An 18,912-nucleotide genomic window follows, 5' to 3' on the forward strand; every position below is an offset into this window, starting at 1 on the left:
GGGGCGGCAGCAATATGCCCAAGGCCAGCAAATGGACAGTAAAGAGGGCGGCATGAAATTGCAGGTACTGGGATGCAGTGGTGGCATTGGCGCGGGAAATCGCACCACTTCGCTGCTGCTCAATGACAATCTGCTGATCGACGCCGGTACAGGTGTGGGTGACCTGGGTTTTGACGCGCTGGTGAAAATCGACCACGTATTTCTGACCCACGCCCATCTGGACCATATTGCGTGTTTGCCATTGCTGCTGGATACCGTGGCGGGCAGCCGCAATCGCCCGGTTACGGTTCACGCCACCCAAGCGACTATCGAGGTGCTGCAACGGCACATTTTTAACTGGCAAATCTGGCCAGACTTTTCCACTATTCCCGATTCGGCCAATGCGTTGTTGCGCTACCAGGTTCTGGAAACCGGTGACGAAGTGATATTACCGGGCGTGACAATCCGCGCGCTCCCAGCTTTGCATACCGTCCCGGCTGTGGCTTATCAGCTGGATAGCGGGACGGCCTCGGTCGTTTTTTCTGGCGATACCGACGATTGCACGCCGTTCTGGGAATCCGTCAATGCCATCGCGAACCTGCAAACGCTCATTATCGAAACCGCATTTGCTGATCATGAAGAAACGCTGGCCCGGGCCTCGCGCCATTTCACCCCGCGTCGCTTGCTGGCCGCGCTCGGGCAACTGCGCCATCAGGTCGATATCCGCATCACGCATCTGAAACCGGCAGACCACGAACAAATCATGCTCGAACTGTTGCGTGATAACAGCACAAACTTTGCAATATCGCGCTTGCAAACCGGTCAGATCATCACTTTTTAAGCCAGAAATGGCGCCGGGTGGAGCGAACGCCGCGCCGTTTGGTCGCTTGAACCAGACAAAAATACCCTCGCAATCGGGCAGAAAAATCCACTCGTGCAACCAGGCAAAAGCCAGAGCCGGCAAATGCCCGAAAAAAAGGTATGGCCCGAACGATATAAACCGGGGTACTGACGATGTTAAAAATCTTGTTGGAGATGAGCGGAAAGCCAGGCGGGATAAGGCTTGTACCGGTTTAGGCGGTGCGTTTTGTAATGTAACCATTGCAGCTACATCGGCACAAAGTGGTTTCAGGGTTTTTGTGTAACGACGATACCACTGCCGACGCGTAAATTTCAGGGCTCTTCCATGCCTTGTGCATGGCAACAAATCGCGGAACAGGAACTATCTCATGTGTGGAATCGTTGGTGCAATCTCGGAACGTAATGTCGTGCCCATGTTGCTGGCCGGGCTGCAACGACTGGAATACCGGGGTTACGATTCCAGCGGTCTGGCTTTGGCGCAACGCGGCGAGTTTTCCCGGGTTCGCGTAGCCGGGCGCGTGGCTGATCTGGCTGCCAAAGCGGCGGGACAATCTGCGCTGGCGGGCCTGGCTCACACCCGTTGGGCCACTCACGGTGCGCCCACTGAACTGAACGCTCACCCGCATCTGGGTGGGGACAGCGTCTTGATCGTGCATAACGGCATTATCGAAAACCATGCCGCCCTGCGAACTGAACTGCTGGCGCAGGGATATCAGTTCACTTCGGAAACCGATAGCGAAGTCATCGCGCACCTGGTGCATCACTATCTGGAACGCTCCAACGATCTGCTCTCTGCCGTGCAAGCCACCATTGGCCGTCTCACTGGCGCTTTTGCCATTGGCGTACTGAGCCGGGATTATCCGGACACAATCATCTGCGCTCGTCGCGGTAGCCCGCTAGTGTTGGGTCTGGGTTTTGGTGAACAGTTTTTTGCTTCAGACATTGCGGCGCTGCTGCCAGTCACCCAACGGATGATCTATCTGGAAGAGGGCGATCTGGCCGAACTGCATCGCGGTGAAGTCCGTATTTTCAACGCCGCCGGTGAGCCCGTTACCCGCCAGGCGCGCACAGTGGATGTGGCTGCCGATTCGGCTGATCTGGGCCACTATCGCCACTACATGCAAAAAGAAATCTTCGAGCAGCCAGTGGCAATCACCAACACGCTGCAACGGGTGATCGAGTTGGGGTGCCAGCCCGCGCTGTTTGGCCCAACCGCCGAAGCGCTGTTTGTCGCGGCGCCGGCCATCCGTATCGTGGCTTGTGGTTCCAGCTACCACGCCGGTCTGGTGGCGCGTTACTGGATTGAAGAATGGACTGGACTGCCGGTTAGCGTAGATATCGCCAGCGAATACCGCTATCGCAAAGGACGCGAACAAGATGGCACGCTGATCGTGGCGATCTCCCAGTCTGGCGAAACCGCCGACTTGCTGGCCGCCATGCGCTCCGCTCGTGAACGCGGCGACGTTAAAGTGCTGGCCATCTGTAACGTGCCGCACTCCACCCTTACACGCGAATCAGACCTGCTATTCCTGACTCAGGCCGGGTTGGAAATCGGCGTGGCATCCACCAAAGCATTCACCACCCAACTGGTGGCGCTGTACGTGCTGGCCGCCGCCTTGGCCAGTAGCCGCAAAACGCTCAGCGCTGCCGCCGAGCGCGAGATCAGCGAATCGCTGCATCGTCTGCCGGTGCTGGTGGAAGAAGTGCTGGCCATGGACGGGCAACTGGAAGAGTGGGCGCAAGAACTGGCGCATTATCACAACGCCTTGTTCCTCGGCCGTCACACCTTGTTCCCGATCGCCCTGGAAGGCGCGCTCAAGCTCAAGGAAATCGCCTACATCCACGCGGAAGGCTATGCTGCAGGCGAACTCAAGCACGGCCCGCTGGCGCTGGTGGATGAAGACATGCCCGTCATCGTCTGCGCCGCCCGCGACGAACTGCTGGAAAAACTCGTCTCCAACATGCGCGAAGTGGAAGCGCGTAGTGGCAAAGTATTCTTGCTGGCGGAACCCGGCTGCGAATCTGCCCACCCCGGAGCGCATCGCGTGCTGACGCTCCCCGCCGCCAGCGGCCCACTCGCCCCGGTGGTCATGACACTGCCACTACAAATGCTCTCCTACCACACCGCCTGCCGCAAAGGCACGGATGTTGATAAGCCACGTAACCTGGCAAAATCAGTCACTGTGGAATAAAAAACGGCGCTTCGGCGCCGTTTTTTTATGCAATTAAAGTAGAAAACTACTGCCCCTTGGCGGTGTCGCCGGTTGCGGGAGGCCATTTTGCAAGCTATTCCAGCCTAAAGTCGAACACTCCAAAACTATTGATTCACATTCCGGGTTCGCAAAGCCCTAAACAGCAAAGTACGGCCTTTCAGAATTAGCACTTAAATGCGATATCGGGGATTCCAATATCACGCGCTACCCGGCGCGGGTTGAAGGCGGAATCTACACAGAATGGTTTGTGATTTTTATCAAATTTTCCCGAGCTTTCATGTTTTGCTCAGATTTGCTCAGGAATGTTGCCCTCATACTAACCGGCCCGGCGTTGGGAGTTATCGTGCTGATATGGGGCCTTCGCGATTGAAGTTCGTCTTGTGGCCTTGGTGGAGTTGCAGCATTCCGCTGAGAGAGATTACTAAGGAATCAGTAAACGCGCCCAATGGGCATGCCAGTCCGCGTGTCCGGATCCAGACCCAGAATTGCTTTTGCTGAGACCGGGACAGTTGCCCTCGCATAGCCCGTGGGTCTCTCGGCCCCACGACTGGCCAAAAATTATATACAGTGCCAAACCCCGGAGTCTATTTACTATTTTTCACGCGCCCAGCCAAAGGTTGGCTTGGGACTTGGCAAGCTGGTTGCGTTGCGCCGGGTTGCTGGGTCCTGTCGTGGCATGGGTAATTGCGGATATGCCGTGTAGCCCATTGGGCAAGATAATTCAGGCGGTTCGAGCATCGCTAGCAGACCAAAACCAGACAAAACTCCGGCGGCGACGGTGTCGCGCTTAAACCACCTCGCAGTAGAGATAATATTCAAAAGAGTGAGCTAGCCCGTGTATTTACGAAGTCTACAAAGCAAGCTGGTGCTTGCTGTCAGTGTGATCGTCATTGTGACCGGTGTGGTTGTTGCCGGTGCCGGATATCAGTTCTCGGCAAAACAGCAGGAAGAAGAGTCCAGAGCCCAAATCAGTACCGTGGGCAGTGTGCTAGGCGTTCATATTGGCAACTGGATTGGCAGCCGGGCCCACGTGCTCAATGCCTTCAAGCCGGTTCCCCACGATGCCGGGCTCGTACCAATGATGGGGTACGTGCGCGATGCAGGCGGATTCGCCAACGTGTTTCTGGCCTATCCGGATGGCACGCAACAGAACGCCAACAATGTCGTATTGCCGCCGGATAATAATGATCCTCGCAAATGGCACTGGTGGGGCCGCGCAGAAGCCGAGCAGACCGGCACCTTTGTCGAAATGCCTTCTGTTGCCGCCGCGACTGGCGCGGCTGTTTCCAGCTTTGCGCATGCTGTAGTCAGCAATGGGCAGGTCGTGGGCGTGCTGGGCGCGGATGTCGAAATCTCGGTCATCATGCAGGAACTCAAGCGCACCCAACTCCCGGGCGAGGGTTATGCCTTTATCGTCAACAAAGATGGCCAAATCTTTGCGCATGGTGACCCTGCTCGCCTGAATCAACCTGCTTCCGCACTGGGGGCCACGCTGACACCGGCGCTGCTGGAATCCACCTTCAATGGCAAGGTTTTTTCCGAAGTAGACATCGATGGTCGAACCAAAATGGTTGCGGTGTTCCCGGTGCAAGGGACGGAATTCCGTCTGGTTGTGGTCAGCGACAAATCCGCATTGCAGAGCGCCAATCGCGAGTCGCTGTTGAGAAATGCCGAGTTCCTGGCTGTGCTGCTGGTATTGATCATCGGTACAAGTGTGTTCTATTTGCGCTGGCGTCTACGACCTTTGCTGAATATTCGCGATGCGATGCGTGAGATTTCTCAGGGCGATGCGGATCTCTCGCGCCGTCTGCCCGTACTGGCCAACGATGAAGTCAGCCAGACCAGCGAAGCGTTCAACCAGTTCATTGGTCAGTTGGGCGGGACGATTGCCGCCGTGCGTCAGCGCAGCCAGCAACTGGTTACCGGAGTCGAGAATGCCCGTAACGAAATCCAGCGTATTGCGGGCGATGCTAACTCGATTTCCGATTTTGCCGGCCAGAACGCCGCGGCCATCGAGCAGGTGACAGTCAGTGTTTCGGAAGTGGCATCGTCCGCCCAGGAAGCGGACACCTTGGCGACTGAGACTGCCGAGCAAAGCAATCATAGCGCACGCGATCTGGAGCAGATTACCAAGGAAAGCGGGCACACCCTGCAAACGGTGCAGGCCGTCTCCGGCATGCTCGACACTCTGGCGCAACGTGCCAGTGAGATCCGTTCCATCACGACAGTGATCGGCGAGATTGCCGGACAAACCAATTTGCTGGCGCTGAATGCGGCCATCGAAGCGGCTCGTGCCGGGGAACAGGGACGCGGGTTTGCGGTAGTGGCAGATGAGGTTCGTAAACTGGCGGAACGGACTAGTTCAGCGACCCACGAAATCACCGAAATGCTTGAGTCGATCAGTACCGAAAGTGCGCATGCGGCAAGCAGCATGCAAGGCACGGTGGATAGTGTGAATGCGAGTGTGGGCCTCACCAATACTGCCAGTCAGCGCATGTTGGCGGTTTCGGGCAGCATCCAGGATATGGTAGGGCGCGTGGGTCACATTGCCGATGCGACCTTGGAGCAACGCAATGCTACCAATGCGATGAGTGAAAGCACCGAGCGGATCAACCAGCGCATTGCAAAGACCGATGCGGAGTTGCAGGCTACTTCTCGCAATCTGTCCGATCTGGAGCAACTGGCCCAAGCCATCAACGCGGACTTCGAACGGTTTCGCTTGTAAGCCCCGTATTGCCAGGAAACCGAACCGCTGAGCCGGTTCAGTTTCCTGGCATCCAATGCAGAGCTGATCCCCGGTGTTTGCGCGGGTTACCCGTCTAGCAATTTGCTCCCACCGCTGCGAAAGCCATCGCCATGCTCCGCGCGAATCGTACTTGTCGGGCAGTTGGCTATTTGACTCGCCCCGGTTTTCCTGAAGACCGGGACGGTCCAAACAAGCCCGACAATAACTCCTAACCTTGACTGGAAATAGCCGCCGCCGTGGCCCGTGCTACGTGCAGTTTCTTGTAGCTGTCGATCAGGCGGTGGTGGCGGTCAAGCCCTTCCAGTTTCATGCTCGTTGGCGTCAAACCAAAGAAGCGTACGCTCCCATCCACGGACCCAAGCACTGCGTCCATGCGTTCATTACCAAACATCCGGCGGAAATTGGCGACGTAATTGTCCAGTTCCAGCTCGTCGTCCAGCAGCACTTCCAGCACCACATTCAAGGCCTGATAAAACAAGCCGCGCTCGAGTGTGTTGTCGTTGTACTGCAAGAAGGTGCCCACCAGCTCTTGCGCGTCTTCAAATTGTTTCAAGGCCAGATTAATCAACAGCTTCAGTTCCAGAATGGTGAGCTGGCCCCAAGCCGTATTCTCGTCAAATTCAATACCGATCAATGTGGCGATGTCGGAGTACTCATCGCGCTCACTGTTATCCAGGCGTGCCAGCAATCGTTGCAGGCTGGCATCGTCCAGGCGATGCAGGTTCAGGATGTCTTCGCGGAACCACAGCGCAATGTTGGTGTTGTCCCAGACCAGATCGTCGACCGGATAAACCTCTGAATAACCCGGCACCAGAATGCGGCAGGCCGTGGCGCCTAGCTGGTCGTACACCGCCACGTACGCCTCTTTACTCATGTCTTGCAGGATGCCGAACAAGGTTGCGGCTTCCTCTGCATTGGAGTTTTCACCGTGGCCGGAGAAATCCCACTCCACAAATGGGTAGTCCGCTTTGGCGCTGAAAAAGCGCCAGGACACCACACCGCTGGAATCGATGAAATGCTCAACAAAGTTATTCGGCTCAGTCACGGCGTTGCTTTCAAAGGTGGGCTGAGGCAAATCATTCAGGCCTTCAAAACTGCGACCCTGCAGCAGTTCGGTCAGACTGCGTTCCAGCGCCACCTCCAGGCTTGGGTGCGCGCCAAACGAGGCAAACACGCCGCCAGTTCGCGGGTTCATCAAGGTGACGCACATCAATGGGTACACGCCACCTAGCGATGCATCTTTCACCAGCACCGGAAAGCCTTGTTCTTCAAGGCCTTTAATGCCAGCCACAATGCCGGGATATTTGGCCAGCACTTCTTGCGGCACATCCGGCAAGGCGATTTCACCTTCAATAATTTCGCGTTTTACCGCGCGCTCGAAGATTTCCGACAGGCATTGCACCTGCGCTTCGGCCAGCGTATTCCCGGCACTCATGCCATTGCTGACGTACAGGTTTTCAATCAGATTGGATGGAAAATACACCACCTCGCCATCCGACTGGCGCACATACGGCAACGAACAGATACCGCGCTCGACATTGCCGGAGTTGGTGTCGATCAGGTGCGAGCCACGTAACTCGCCATCCGGGTTGTAGATGTCCAGACAATATTCATCGAGGATTTCAACCGGCAGTGCATCTTTGGGGCCAGGCTTGAACCAGCGCTCGTTCGGGTAATGCACAAAGGCCGCGTTGGCGATGTCTTCGCCCCAATAAGAACCGGCGTAGAAATGGTTGTTGCTGAGGCGCTCGATATATTCGCCCAACGCCGACGCCAACGCGCTTTCTTTGGTCGCGCCCTTGCCATTGGTAAAACACATTGGCGAGTGCGCGTCGCGGATATGCAGCGACCAGACATTGGGAACAATATTGCGCCATGAGGCGATTTCAATCTTGATACCCAAGCCCGCCAAAAGGCCCGACATATTGGCGATGGTTTGCTCTAGCGGCAGGTCCTTGCCTGGAATAAAGGTGCGGGCATCGGAGTCGGAATTGAGAGTCAGCAATGCCTGGGCATCGGCATCCAGGTTTTCGACCTCTTCAATCACAAACTCGGGCCCGGCTTGCACCACTTTTTTCACGGTACAACGGTCGATGGAGCGCAAAATGCCCTGGCGATCTTTGTCGGAGATGTCCGCTGGCAATTCGACCTGAATCTTGAAAATCTGCTGGTAACGGTTTTCCGGATCAACAATGTTGTTCTGCGACAGGCGGATATTCTCGGTCGGGATATTGCGGGTGTCGCAGTACAACTTCACAAAGTAAGCCGCGCACAAAGCCGATGAGGCCAGAAAGTAGTCGAACGGGCCGGGAGCCGAACCATCGCCTTTGTAGCGAATGGGCTGATCGGCAATGACCGTAAAATCATCGAATTTGGCTTCAAGACGAAGCTTGTCGAGAAAGTTGACCTTGATTTCCATGGGGCGAATTCCAGAATAATGCGCAAAATGATTTGGCCGCTATTATCCGGGTTTTTTCCGCCCTGAACCTGGGCTTCGCAGTAATGGCTGCTGACCGGGTCCACGCCCGCTCTGCGCAGCAAGCAAAGTACGCTCTCGCGCGGATACGAAATTCGGCTTATGGGTGCCATGGTCTGGACGCGTTAGTATCGATATGAAACCCGGCAGTGCTATCAGGTAAGAAACAGATGTCTACGAATTCACAAGCCCTCACCGCAGCAAGCCATCGGGGTGTGGTCTGGTTGGTGGCGGGCGCATTTTTTATGGAGTTGCTCGACTCCACCGTCATCACCACCGCACTGCCACAGATGGCGCAGAGTTTTCATACGCAACCCATTCATCTATCCATCGGCGTCAGCGCTTATATGCTGGCGCTGGCGGTGTTCATTCCTTTAAGTGGCTGGATGGCTGACCGGTTTGGACCACGCGCAGTGTTTGGTGGGGCTCTGCTTTTGTTTACGCTGGCTTCGCTGCTCTGCAGCGTCAGTACCAGTCTCTGGTTTTTTACCGGCGCGCGTATTTTGCAAGGATTGGGCGGGGCGATGATGGTGCCCGTCGGGCGCATGGTGGTGCTGCGTAATACGCCTAAAGAAAAGCTTGTGCATGCCATCGCCACGCTGACCTGGCCCGCACTAGGGGCGCCGGTACTCGGGCCGCCATTGGGTGGTTTCATTACCAGCCACTGGAGCTGGCACTGGATTTTCCTGTTGAATCTTCCGTTTGGTTTGATCGGTTTCGGGTTGGCGCTGTGGCTGATCAAGGGCGAGCCGGGCGGACGACGGCCATTCGATATCGTGGGTTTTCTGCTGAGTGGCCTCGGCTGTTGCGGGTTGATGTACGCGTGTGATCTGGCCAGCCACGCACCATTTGATCCGCTACAGATCGGTGTATCTGCCAGTGCTGGTTTGGCGGGGCTGGTCGGGGCGGTCCGTCATTTGCAGCGCACGCCTCACCCCCTGGTCGATCTGGCGGCCTTGCGTATTCCGACGTTTGCCGCAGCCATGCGCGGGGGCTCGTTTTTCCGCATGGCAATCAACAGTGCGCCGTTTCTGATGCCGTTAATGTTCCAGCTTGCCTTCGGCATGGATGCCGTCACCTCCGGCCTGCTACTGCTGGCACTGTTCGCCGGCAACATCTGCATGAAACCGGCGACCACTCCCTTGATGCGAGCCTGGGGTTTTCGCACTGTTTTGCTGATCAACGGGATCATGGTGGCACTGGGCTTTCTGCTGTGTGTGGGTTTGACGGCGCATACGCCTGCCTGGCTGATCATGCTGGTGCTGTTCTTTACCGGGCTGAGCCGCTCCATGCAGTTCACCGGCCTGAGCACGTTCAGCTTTTGCGATATCCCGAACGAGCGCATGAGCGGCGCCTCTACGTTGAGCAGCATTCTGGTACAGATGAGCGCCGGTCTGGGTGTGGCATTGGCCGCAATTGCGCTGCGGCTGGCTTCGATCTGGTTTCCAGCGCCCGGGCAGACTTTGTCGGTGGCGGCTTTCCAGATCACTTTCGTGGTGATGGCCTTGCTTTCGGTAGCGGGCCTGCCCGATCTGTACCGCTTGCATGCAAATGCGGGCGCGCAAGTCAGCGGGCATCGCCCGGTTGCCCAGGCGGTGTAACCCCGCCATCCAGTGTTGTGATGCTGGTGGATATCGAGCGCTGGTTATGCAGATAGTCTTACCTGCCAATCACCGTTGGTATGGCCACATCCGCTATTTGATTCAACGAGATTAATGGCCAGTCCAGGTCTCGAAAGATGCCAAATCAAGGCTGATGATGCCCGCCAAGTCGTTGTTCATCACCCACGGCCAAGGGCAAAACTCTGGCGTGTGAGACCGTCAGCAACTTCACCATGGCTTCGGCGGCGACTGCGGGCGAGCGGGCGGCGATGGCTTCATGTACACCCAGGTAATACGGAAGATCTTCGCCCGGATTTGAGCCGTGCCGGTGCAGCATGCCGGAAGAAACCCGCAACGCCGCTTTGATGGCGCCGCCAATGGTAATGAACATGCCATTGCGTGAGGCGTTGATGATGGCCATGTGAAAGTCCAGATCGGCCTGCGCCGCCATACGGACGTTGGTGCCCGCGTTGGCCAGCTCGCCATAGCCGCGGGCAATCAGACGCAGGTCATCAGGCGTGCCATGCAACGCGGCCAGATGGCTGGCGCGTGGCTCAAAGCACAGCCGCATTTCGAAGATGTCCTCGACGATGTCGCGGTCAAACTGGGCGTCGAGCCGCCATGCCAGCACGTCGCGGTCCAGCAGGTTCCAGTCGGTAAACGGCAATACCCGCGTACCGATTTTGGGCGATACCTCGATCAGCCGCTTGCCCGCCAGGCTTTTGATGGCCTCACGGATCACAGTGCGGCTGACACCGTAAGCGGCGCACAGATCAGCCTCGACCGGCAGCACCTCGCCGGGGCGAAACTCACCCCCGACCACGCGCATGCCCAGGATGCGGGCCACTTGCGAGCTCATGGTGCCGACCAGCTTTTCACGTTCGAACACGGTGGTCTCCTCGCGACGCACGGCAAGCGGCCCGTTGCCCGGGGTTCAGGACGTTGCGCCGCAACGGTCAGCAGCGCGGGTCACGATCACGTTCCATGAGCCCGGCTTGAGGCGCGCGATCAGCGTTTCGCCATCGGCGCGGACATCCGGGTTGATGGCCGGAGCCACGGTGTCGGGCGCTTCCTGGGTGTTGGTGGCTTTCATATTGGCGTGATGCAGCTCCAGCGCCGTTTCAATATGCCGGTCACGCCCAAGCCCGCGCAGTTCAATCTTCAGCTCCATGTCTTCTGACAAGTGCCGGTTCAGGGCAAAGATCACGGTCTGGCCGGTCGCCTCGTCGTCGACCACGCTGGCACACAGGTAGGGGATTTCTGCGAATGACTTAGCACTGTAGCTGGGCGATTCCACGACTGAGCGCAGCACCCGGCCATGGGCGAACTTCGAGGCTTGGGCAAACGGGTAGAAAATGGTTTGCCGCCACGCCGCACCGCCCGGCTCGGTCATGATCGGGCCGATCACGTTCACCAGTTGCGCCAGGCACGCCGTTTTGACGCGGTCGCAATTGTTCATCATGACGATCAGCGCGCCGCCGTTCACCAGCGCATCTTCAAAGTTGTACACCTCTTCGATGAGCCGTGGCGCTTGCGGCCAGCCGGGCTTGCGCAGGTCGTCGATGCTACGGGCTTTGTACCAGACATTCCATTCGTCAAACGACAGCATGATGCGTTTGCGCGAATGCTTGCGTGCCGCCACGCCATCGGCCACGGCCACGATCTCTTTGATGAACTGGTCGGTCTGTTCGATGTTGCCGAAAAACTCCTCGGTGGAGTCATAGCGGTTGGTGAAATAGGTATGCAGCGAGATGAAGTCCACTTCGTCAAAACAGTGGTCGAGTACGGTGTGTTCCCACTCGCCATAAGTGGGCATATCCCATTGGGATGATCCACATGCCGCCAAGGTAATGGTCGGATCAACCTGGCGCATGACCTTGGCGGTTTCCAGCGCAATGCGCCCGTATTCCTCTGGCGTTTTGCGGCAGATTTGCCACGGCCCGTCCATTTCATTGCCCAGACACCAGAACTTGATGTCATGCGGCTTTTCAACGCCATGTTCACGGCGCAAGTCGCTCAGCGCGGTGCCGCCGGGGTGATTGCAGTACTCCAGAAAGTGCCGGGCTTCATCCGGTCCGCGCGTGCCCAGATTGACCCCAAACATGGGCTCGATATCCGCCTTGGCCGCCCAACGCATGAATTCGTTGGTGCCAAACTGGTTGGTTTCGGTGGAATACCACGCCAAGTCGAGGCGCACCGGGCGTTTTTCTTTCGGGCCAACGCCGTCTTCCCAGTTGTAGCCCGACATGAAGTTGCCGCCGGGATAACGCACGATGGTTGGACCGAGTTCGCGCGTGAGTTCCAGCACGTCCTGGCGAAACCCGTCCTCATCGGCAGTGGGGTGGCCCGGCTCGAAAATACCGGTGTAGACGCAGCGGCCCATATGCTCGACAAATGTGCCAAACAAACGACGGTCCAGGTCGGCAATTACAAAATCGCTGTCGACGATGAGGCGCGAACTGATCATGGCAAAACGTTCCTGAAAGAAAATATCCGGTTTCGGAAAGGGCCGTGGCCGGGAAGCCACGGCATAACCGACGGGTAGATGGGCGATGGCTGCGCGTTACTTCACACTGGCCAGCAGCGTATTGACGCGTTGTTCAATGGCATCCTGCACGGCGGGAACGGCTTTGCCGGACAGCATCATGCTGGAGATTTCTTCACCGATAATCGCTTCAATGGCGCGCTGACGCGGCACATTGCTAGGCGTGGTGATACCGATCTGCGTGATTTCCAGGATGTTCTTGCGGAACGGCAACGCCTGGTACTGCGCGCTCTGCGCCACCTTGTTGTTGGCAGGCAGATGGCCGGTGCGTGACCAGTCATAGTCGTGTTCCCACAGGAACTTCATGAAGCTCAGCGCGGCCTTTTTCTCGGCCTCGTTGTGCGTGCCACCCTTGATCATTACCCAGCTATGACCGTCGGCGAACACGGCTTTCTTGCTGTAAAGGTTGGGGAACGGCACCACGTCGTAGCCGTTATGCAGCGGCGAATCCGCTTTGTCGGCAGCGGTCATGAAGTCGTCAATGGTCCAGTTGCCGACCACATCCACGGCCACATCACCGTTGGTGAACGCTTGCTGGGTCGCGCCGTAATCCAGGCCCTTTTTGATGTAGCCGTCGGTCCACAATTTGTTCATCAGATTGAGGGCATTGGTGGCAGCAGGCGTGTGCACGTTGATCTTGCGGCCATCTGCACTGAATACCTGCGCATTTTGCTCATACAGCAGCGTCAGAAAGGTGCGGGTTGGTGCGGCAGTTTCATTGGCGGTGGTCCAGGAGAAATACGGCTTGCCGGTGGCGTCCTTGATCTTTTTGGCCTGTGCCAGCAATTCGTCGGGCGACTTGGGCAGAATCGGCGTGCCGTCGGCGCTGGTCAGGCCGGCTTTCTTGAAGTCATTGACGTTGATGTGCCACAGCCACGACCACGTATCAAACGGCAACGCATAAGTTTTGCCGCCAATGATCACGCCACGGCGTGCTTGCGGTGTGAAGTCGGCAGTGTTGATGCCCACGCTCTTGAAGCTGTCGTCGAGTGGATCAACCAGCTTGCGCGAGACAAAATCGCCCAGCACGGATTGGTGCATGACCGCGATGGTAGGCGTGTTGTGAGCGACGATGCGCGAGGTCAGCTGATCGTAGTAAGGCCCCCATTCGGCCACTTCGGGCTTCACCACCACGCCATCCTTGTTGGTGGCGTTGTATTGGTTGACCAGCGAAGTGATGATGCCGCACTCGCCCTTGGCCTTGCTCACGTCGGTTACCTTGCCGTAATCGGCCTCGCACGCGCCGAAAAAGCGCGCCAGAGTGATTTCCGTAGCGCCATGTGCGGTGGTCAGCGTTGCGCCCAACAGCAGTGCAAGCCACGGTTTGATCTTGTTGATTCCTGCAGTTTTCATGGGTTCTCCTCTGAAGCTTATGTAAGAGCGCCGGGCGGGCAGCTTGGCAGCGCTGCCGCGCAATTAGCGCACGGTGGTACCGGCCACGGCCGAAACGATATGTTTCTGGAAAAACAGGTAAATGATGAAAATCGGTAACCCGGCAAATACCGCCTGCGCCATCAGGTAACCAATACCTTCAGACTGGGCAAAGTTGCTTTGGGTGGCCGCCAGCCCGAGCGTGAGGGTGTACATCTCGGGTTTGGAGGCAGAAATCAGCGGCCACAGATAATCGTTCCAGGCCGTGAGGAAGGTGAAGATGCCCAGCGTTGCTTGCGCCGGAATCGACAGCGGCAGGACGATGCGCAGAAAGATCTTCCAGCGCGGTGTGCTGTCGAGCAGGGCGGCTTCTTCGATATCTTTGGGGATGGCGCGGAAATACTGCGTCATCAAAAACACCCCGAACGGTGCGGCCAGCCGCGGCAGGATTAAACCGCTGTAGGTGTTGTGCAGATCCAGATCGGCAAACATGCGATGCAATGGAATAACCACGGCTTGTTCCGGCACGGCCAGCCCGGCCAGCACAAAAACATACAGCCACTTTTGCCCCGGAAACGACGTGCGGGCAAAGCCATAACCAGCCAGCGAGCACAGCACCAACGTCAGCAGCGTCTGGGTAATCGACACAATGGCGCTATTCAGAATCCAGCGAAAAACCGACGAGGTGCCCAGAATGTCGGTGTAGTTTTTCAGCGTGAATGGCGCGCCGATCAACACATCGGTGTGCTGCGCCAGAAAGGCATTGGGTTTAAATGAGAGCGCCAGCACCCAGGCCAGCGGCGCAATCCATGCCAGCGCCAGGATGACCACCGCCGCCAGGATCAAGCGGTTGCCCCATTGCCCGCCACGATATTGACTGGTGCTCATGGCTGCCCCCGGCTGGAAACCCACATCTGAATGGCTACGCCGATCAGCATCAGGCCAAACAGCACCTGCGCGGCTGCCGCGGAATAGCCCAGCGCCCATTGCTGGAAGCCAGCTTCGTAAATGAATTGCACGATTGGGCGTGAGGCGTTGTTGGGGCCGCCGTTAGTCATCAACTGCGCCTGGCCGAACAACTGAAATTGCAAGATCACTTCAATGATGGCTACCAGCGCAACCGTGCGGCGGATCGAAGGCAAGGTGATGGCCCAAAAGGTGCGCCAGCGCCCGGCGTTGTCCATGGCGGCGGCCTCGTAGATTTCTTCCGGAATCTGTTGCAGCGCGGCCAGAAACAACATCATCGGCAAGCCGATAATCCACCAGACCGTCACCATGCCAATGGCCGGTAATGCCAGCGCGCTACTAGTGAGCGGGTTGATGGATTCCAGCCCGACGGCGTGCATCAGATTGGCCAGCAAGCCTTTGTCAGTCATGAACACCAGCCGCCAAACCAGCGTGACGATGGTGACCGACAGCACGGAAGAGCCAAAAAAGATGGTGCGCAAAACGGTGCCGATGCGGTCTTGCCGGTTCAGCGCCAACGCCAGCAGCAAACCCAGCGCCACAAATGCGGGCGTGGTCATCAGCACAAACAGAAAGGTATTGCGGATGGCGCCGCGGAAAATATCGTCGTGCCACAGGCGGACAAAATTGGCCAGGCCCACGTAAACGCGATCACCAGACAATACGTCGACTTCGTTCAGGCTCAGCCAGAAACCATTGAAGACCGGCACCACCAGCAGCGCGATATAAACCAGCAAAAAGGGCAGGACGAACAGGGCGTTGGACCAGTGTCGCACGCCCCGGCTTTTCAACCGGACAAGTGCAGGCGCGGTGACCGGCGTGGGCAGCGAACGTGTCATGGCAACCTCGCTCATGCTGCGTGCCAGCCGCGACCGGCTTCGTCAAACAGATGGACGTGGCTGGCCTCGAAATGCAGACCCACGTTGTCACCGCTGCTGACCGGGGATTCACGATGCGCTTGTGCCACCACGATATCGCCACTGCCGAGCGTGACATGGACTAGCGTGCGCTCGCCGAGGCGTTCGATCACATCGGCCCGGCCGCGTACCGGCGATGCGTCATCCAGCGTGAGCGACTCGGCGCGCACACCCGCCACCAGTTTTGCGCCGCTCTGAATCGGCGCCGCCGGCACACCGGTTTGCAGTTCGGTGCCATCCGCCAGGCGCACCCGGATACAGTTATCCGCAGCGGCAACTGGCGTAGCGTCGATGAAGTTCATGGCCGGAGAACCAATGAAGCCCGCCACAAAGCGCGTGGCCGGGCGGCGGTAGATTTCAATCGGGCTGCCCATCTGCTCAATGCGGCCGCGGTTGAGCACCACAATGCGCGTTGCCAGCGTCATGGCTTCAACCTGGTCGTGCGTAACAAACACCATCGTGGTTTTCAGGCGCTGATGCAGCCGCGCCAGCTCTACCCGGGTGCGGTTACGCAGGGCCGCATCCAGATTGGACAACGGCTCGTCAAACAGAAACGCTCCGGGTTCTTTCACCACGGCGCGACCGATGGCGACGCGCTGGCGCTGGCCACCGGAAAGCTGTATCGGCTTGCGGTCCAGCAGGCTTTCCAGTTCCAGCATGCGGGTGGCTTCGGTAATGCGCCGGGCGATATCGGCTTCGGGCACGTTCACGTTGCGCAGGCCGAAAGCCATGTTCTCGCGCACCGTCATATGCGGATATAACGCGTAATGCTGAAACACCATCGCCAGATCACGCTCGCCAGGCGCGAGCGGGGTCACGTCTTTGTCACCAATGCGGATTTGGCCGCCACTGACGGGTTCCAGCCCGGCGATCATGCGCAACAAGGTGGATTTGCCACAGCCGGATGGTCCGAGAAAAACCAGGAACTCGCCGGATTCCACTTCGAGATTGAATTCGGGAATGATCTCTGTCGTGCCATAGCGCTTGCTCACGCCAACCAGTTGTATGCCTGCCACTGCCGCGCCTCCATGTCTTGTTTTGGTGCTTTGGTATTATGAAAGGCATCATAAAGGGGCAAGTTATGGCGCTGGCATGGGGTGGCTGGCTGGGTTTCTGGATAATCCGGCTATGGATTGTCTTGGAAATGACCCCAACCTGAAGAACTGACTTCTTGAAAGTCTTTGCAGGTTTATCGATGCGGATTGGTGTGGCGGCATACCGTGCTGTGACGTTCACAATGCCGACTCAGTGGTCAGTAGATGTCCGTCCCCGTAACGCGGACTAGTCACGAGATGGTAATCGTGCGCCTTAGCTTCTAAGCTAAAACAACAATTGCTTCTAAATAGTTGCGGTTACCAGCAGGCTGGATACGCCAAATAAAGTCGCCACGCGTGGCGGAACAGTATTCCGAGGGTATTCACGCGAGGGACGTAGCAAATGGCGGAGTGCCCCCCGCGAAACTTCCCCAGCAAAAAAACGCCGATCTCAATAGCTATTCAAGTTAATTGCGGACCCATTCCCATGAATGCACAAGCCAGCAGCGGTATCGCAACGCTATTACCGGAGTGGCTGCGGCGTTACCAGTCCGCCTGGTTACAGCCTGACTTGCTGGCAGGCGCAACCGCCGCTGCGGTGGTCATCCCCAAAGCGCTTGCTTATGCCACCGTCGCCGGGCTCCCGGTTCAGGCGGGCTTGTACACCTGTTTTATCCCGATGCTGATTTATGCTTTCGCGGGCTCATCCCGGCCGCTCAGCGTGAGCACCACCACCACGCTGGCGATCCTGGCCGGTGCCGCCTTGCTGCCTTTTGCCAGCGCGGATGCCGGGACGCTGGCATTGGCCTCCGCTGCATTGGCGTTTCTGGTTGGCGTGATTTTGTTGCTGGCAGGCGTATTGCGCTTGGGCTTTGTCGCCAACTTTATTTCCGAACCGGTATTGATTGGCTTCAAGGCCGGTATTGGCGTGGTCATTGTGCTGGATCAGTTGCCTAAACTGATTGGCGTTCATATCGACAAAGGCTCGTTCGGTCACAACGTACTGGCGACGCTGGCGGGCATCCCCCATGCGTCTATGCCCACGGTGGCCGTCGCAATTTGCATGCTGGTTATTTTATTGGGCATGGAGCACTGGGCACCGCGCTGGCCGGCGCCGTTGATCGCCGTGGCCGGGGCAATTCTGGCGACAAAGCTGCTGCATCTGGATCAGCACGGCGTGAGCATTGTCGGGGTGGTGCCCACCGGCTTGCCGCCCGTGACGCTCCCGGATTGGCATCTGTTTGCTGGTCTCTGGCCCGCCGCCACCGGTATTGCGCTGATGAGTTTTACCGAAAGCATCGCGGCAGGCCGGGCCTTTGCCGACAGCGACGAACCCGTGCCACGGCCTGATCGCGAGTTGTTTGCCCTTGGCCTGGCCAATATGGGTGGTGCGTTGCTCGGTGCAATGGCTGCGGGTGGCGGCACCAGTCAGACCGCGGTAAATCGTCTCGCTGGCGCACAGTCACAACTGGCTGGGTTGATCACCGCGCTGCTCGCGTTGGTCACCATGCTGGTTTTGGCCCCGCTGATCGGCCTGATGCCTCACGCCACGCTGGCTGCGGTGGTGATCGTGTATTCAATTGGCCTGATAAAACCGGCGGAATTCGCCAACATCCTCAAAGTGCGCCGCACAGAGTTTGTGTGGGCATTGGTGTCGATGGCGGGCGTCATGCTGCTCGGCACGCTGCAGGGCATTGTGGCGGCAATCATTGTGTCTTGCGTGGCGCTGGCGTGGCAGGTCTCCAACCCGCCAGTGCATGTTCTGGGCCGCAAACCCGGCACAAACGTCTTCCGGCCGCGTACCAACGAACATCCAGAGGATGAAACCTTCGCCGGTTTGTTATTGCTGCGCCTGGAAGGTCGCCTGTTCTTTGCCAATGCCGAACATATCCGCTTGAAAATCCAGCCGCTGGTGCTGCAAAGCCAGGCCAAGGTGGTCGTCCTGGATTTACGCGCCGTATTCGATCTGGAATATACCGCCCTGAAAATGTTGATCGAAGCTGAACAGCATCTTCGCCAGTTGGGCATCACGCTGCTACTGGTTGGGCTGAATCCCGGCGTGCTCGCCGTTGTGATGCAATCCCAACTCGGCACAACACTCGGACGTGAACGCATGCTGTTCAACCTGGAACAGGCCGTGACACGGTATACAGCGCGGGTGGACGATTCAGGCTGAGGTTTGTTGTTGCCAGGGTTACTAGTC

The 18,912-nt window shown here is 57.8% G+C and carries 12 protein-coding genes; 5 read left to right on the forward strand and 7 right to left on the reverse strand.

The window, feature by feature from the left end; all coding sequences use genetic code 11:
• The first annotated feature begins 52 nt into the window (after nucleotides 1-52).
• From N7220_RS13215 to N7220_RS13225, 3 genes are all read left to right on the forward strand, one after another.
• Complete coding sequence (locus N7220_RS13215; protein WP_283147992.1) at nucleotides 53-820, forward strand: 3',5'-cyclic-nucleotide phosphodiesterase; 768 nt, start codon at nucleotides 53-55, stop codon at nucleotides 818-820.
• Nucleotides 821-1,208: 388 nt separating this feature from the next.
• The gene (gene glmS / locus N7220_RS13220; RefSeq protein ID WP_283147993.1) at nucleotides 1,209-3,032 is read left to right on the forward strand and encodes a glutamine--fructose-6-phosphate transaminase (isomerizing); all 1,824 of its coding nucleotides are present in this window, start codon (nucleotides 1,209-1,211) and stop codon (nucleotides 3,030-3,032) included.
• 856 nt (nucleotides 3,033-3,888) lie between these two features.
• A complete protein-coding gene (locus N7220_RS13225; RefSeq protein WP_283147994.1) occupies nucleotides 3,889-5,778 on the forward strand; it encodes a methyl-accepting chemotaxis protein in 1,890 nt (629 codons plus the stop codon).
• 229 nt (nucleotides 5,779-6,007) lie between these two features.
• On the opposite strand, the gene N7220_RS13230 is transcribed toward N7220_RS13225, so the two are convergent.
• Nucleotides 6,008-8,218, reverse strand: a complete 2,211-nt coding sequence (locus tag N7220_RS13230) for an OsmC domain/YcaO domain-containing protein (protein WP_283147995.1) — start codon at nucleotides 8,216-8,218, stop codon at nucleotides 6,008-6,010.
• Between the two features lie 227 nt (nucleotides 8,219-8,445).
• Between N7220_RS13230 and N7220_RS13235 the strand changes: the two genes are divergently transcribed.
• Entirely contained in the window at nucleotides 8,446-9,876 is a 1,431-nt protein-coding gene (locus N7220_RS13235) for an MFS transporter (protein WP_283147996.1), read from the forward strand.
• 145 nt (nucleotides 9,877-10,021) lie between these two features.
• Here the strand turns inward: N7220_RS13235 and N7220_RS13240 are convergent, their stop codons facing one another.
• The 6 genes from N7220_RS13240 to N7220_RS13265 all read right to left on the reverse strand — a co-directional run bounded on the left by N7220_RS13240 (nucleotide 10,022) and on the right by N7220_RS13265 (nucleotide 16,691).
• On the reverse strand, nucleotides 10,022-10,765 hold the full coding sequence (locus N7220_RS13240; RefSeq protein WP_283147997.1) for a FadR/GntR family transcriptional regulator: 744 nt from the start codon (nucleotides 10,763-10,765) through the stop codon (nucleotides 10,022-10,024).
• A gap of 45 nt (nucleotides 10,766-10,810) precedes the next feature.
• Entirely contained in the window at nucleotides 10,811-12,343 is a 1,533-nt protein-coding gene (gene arfA, locus N7220_RS13245; RefSeq protein WP_283147998.1) for an arabinosylfuranosidase ArfA, read from the reverse strand.
• Between the two features lie 96 nt (nucleotides 12,344-12,439).
• Complete coding sequence (locus tag N7220_RS13250) at nucleotides 12,440-13,774, reverse strand: extracellular solute-binding protein (RefSeq protein WP_283147999.1); 1,335 nt, start codon at nucleotides 13,772-13,774, stop codon at nucleotides 12,440-12,442.
• A gap of 63 nt (nucleotides 13,775-13,837) precedes the next feature.
• The gene (locus N7220_RS13255) at nucleotides 13,838-14,680 is read right to left on the reverse strand and encodes a carbohydrate ABC transporter permease (RefSeq protein WP_283148000.1); all 843 of its coding nucleotides are present in this window, start codon (nucleotides 14,678-14,680) and stop codon (nucleotides 13,838-13,840) included.
• Nucleotides 14,677-15,597, reverse strand: a complete 921-nt coding sequence (locus N7220_RS13260; protein WP_283148001.1) for a carbohydrate ABC transporter permease — start codon at nucleotides 15,595-15,597, stop codon at nucleotides 14,677-14,679. Before N7220_RS13260 ends, N7220_RS13255 begins: the two co-directional genes overlap by 4 nt.
• Before the next feature lie 11 nt (nucleotides 15,598-15,608).
• Nucleotides 15,609-16,691: an ABC transporter ATP-binding protein gene (locus N7220_RS13265; protein WP_283148002.1), complete on the reverse strand. Its 1,083-nt coding sequence runs from the start codon at nucleotides 16,689-16,691 to the stop codon at nucleotides 15,609-15,611.
• A gap of 505 nt (nucleotides 16,692-17,196) precedes the next feature.
• On the opposite strand from N7220_RS13265, the gene N7220_RS13270 reads away from it, so the two are divergent.
• Complete coding sequence (locus N7220_RS13270) at nucleotides 17,197-18,885, forward strand: SulP family inorganic anion transporter (RefSeq protein WP_283148003.1); 1,689 nt, start codon at nucleotides 17,197-17,199, stop codon at nucleotides 18,883-18,885.
• The last annotated feature ends 27 nt before the right edge of the window (nucleotides 18,886-18,912 follow it).

It is taken from the genome of Silvimonas soli, assembly GCF_030035605.1.
Taxonomy (GTDB): Bacteria; Pseudomonadota; Gammaproteobacteria; order Burkholderiales; family Chitinibacteraceae; genus Silvimonas; species Silvimonas soli.

Coding starts and splice junctions, on each gene's coding strand:
- N7220_RS13215 (WP_283147992.1), top strand. CDS start 53: ATGAAATTGCAGGTACTGGGATGCAGTGGTGGCATTGGCGCGGGAAAT.
- glmS (WP_283147993.1), top strand. CDS start 1,209: ATGTGTGGAATCGTTGGTGCAATCTCGGAACGTAATGTCGTGCCCATG.
- N7220_RS13230 (WP_283147995.1), bottom strand. CDS start 8,218: ATGGAAATCAAGGTCAACTTTCTCGACAAGCTTCGTCTTGAAGCCAAA.
- N7220_RS13235 (WP_283147996.1), top strand. CDS start 8,446: ATGTCTACGAATTCACAAGCCCTCACCGCAGCAAGCCATCGGGGTGTG.
- arfA (WP_283147998.1), bottom strand. CDS start 12,343: ATGATCAGTTCGCGCCTCATCGTCGACAGCGATTTTGTAATTGCCGAC.
- N7220_RS13250 (WP_283147999.1), bottom strand. CDS start 13,774: ATGAAAACTGCAGGAATCAACAAGATCAAACCGTGGCTTGCACTGCTG.
- N7220_RS13255 (WP_283148000.1), bottom strand. CDS start 14,680: ATGAGCACCAGTCAATATCGTGGCGGGCAATGGGGCAACCGCTTGATC.
- N7220_RS13260 (WP_283148001.1), bottom strand. CDS start 15,597: ATGACACGTTCGCTGCCCACGCCGGTCACCGCGCCTGCACTTGTCCGG.
- N7220_RS13270 (WP_283148003.1), top strand. CDS start 17,197: ATGAATGCACAAGCCAGCAGCGGTATCGCAACGCTATTACCGGAGTGG.